Annotated in this window: 2 protein-coding genes; both read right to left on the bottom strand. The window is 35.8% G+C overall.

The features are described 5' to 3' along the window. Nucleotides 1-84: 84 nt before the first annotated feature. Nucleotides 85-894: a hypothetical protein gene (locus KDK18_RS11070; RefSeq protein WP_257254961.1), complete on the bottom strand. Its 810-nt coding sequence runs from the start codon at nt 892-894 to the stop codon at nt 85-87. Nucleotides 895-1,159: 265 nt separating this feature from the next. Further along, the gene (locus KDK18_RS11065) at nt 1,160-1,357 is read right to left on the bottom strand and encodes a hypothetical protein (protein ID WP_257254960.1); all 198 of its coding nucleotides are present in this window, start codon (nt 1,355-1,357) and stop codon (nt 1,160-1,162) included. Between the last annotated feature and the right edge of the window lie 145 nt (nt 1,358-1,502).

The raw sequence follows: 1,502 nt of genomic DNA, 5'->3' as shown, positions 1-1,502 counted from the left end.
CTCCTGGACATAGCAGCCTTTGATGTGATTCTTCTAAAAATCTGGTTATGTAATCTACATTTGATCATACTAATAAATTAATGACTAGTTTATATAAGATGGTGTGAATGACTGTAAAAAAGGTGTTTTTTGAAGCCTGCTTTGGCGAATACTATCTTGAATTTCTTTTTGCTTACCATTAAGTATTTCACATAAGATATTCATCACAATTCGTGAAATATCAGACTCCGAGCTTACACAAGACATAATTAAACCGCGTATATCATTGGAAATTTTACATCCGTTGAAAAGACACATTACATCGTAAAGGTCCAAGTTTTTAATCAGCTCCATCCACGATGGAGCTAATAGAATTTTACCTGTAGTGTCCATAGTTGTTGATTCAGAACCCCCCCCTTCAATAAAAAACACAATTCCATCTTTCCTCTGGCCTGCAATAGTCCATTGTTCACCTGACCATGGTTTAATATCACAATTATAAAATACTACAGAGCGAACAAGATTTATTTCGAATCTATCAATTGGACAATATGAAAGCAAACCAGATAGTGGTATTCCTCTTATAGTAAACCATTGACCATCATGAACTACATCTTCCTGCAAACAATTTGATAATCCATCAATCCAGACTGTTTCTGGAACAAAAGGAAAATCAATATGGCTAACTTTATCGGCTATATCATTAGTGATCAGCACTATAGCTCTTTCCATACCTTCCAAGTTCTGAATTGCCTCGAGAAGATTTACTTCTTCCGGACAACTTAAATATTTTAAAATAATTAAAAGCGGTACATCATATTTAAAAATATCTTTTAATTTAATGGCTACTGCACCTTGTACGTTTAAAAGAGAAGCAGCTATTACAGCAATCAATATTTTTTCAATCAAGTTCATAGCATAACACTTACAAAAGCATCTTGATTTTAAGACTACCCACAGTACCACATGGCGTATTCTCAATAATATATATCCGAGGCCTTACATTGATTCTCATTCCTTTAGTAATAGGCGAGGTGAATAATCTGTGCATTCCGGGCTTATAAACTTCGTCACAAAATCCACCTCTAAAAAAAATACCCATACTTCCTTCCGGTACTGTATATAAAAAAGAATCCAACTGTATAACCAGTGAACTGAAATCTTATCAGTGATGGTAGATTCAGCAAAGAGCAACGAAAGTATCCAAGCAGCTATTTGATTCATCACTCAACTCTTCAAAATTTTTTACTTTTGCAGCTACAGTTGTAGCAGAGTTGGTATGACACATCTCCTTATTTAAAAATGGTTTACATTTCATTCGCGAAAGGAATGGCACCCATGAAGCACTGGCAAATAAGCAAAAGAAGCTGGAACGCATGATCGCCAACCTGATGACTAAACATAAAGAGGAAGCCTGAGGTCAACCCTCAGCATCGTCAGGAAGACCAGCAACGCATAAATTCCCTGCTCAAAGCAGCAAGTCGTATCAAACTTTTTTTAAGATCCAACCGGAGAAACGCAAT

Source organism: Endozoicomonas sp. SESOKO3, assembly GCF_024606255.1.
Note: the sequence above shows the minus strand (reverse complement) of the source record. Positions and strands in the feature narration are given on the sequence as shown.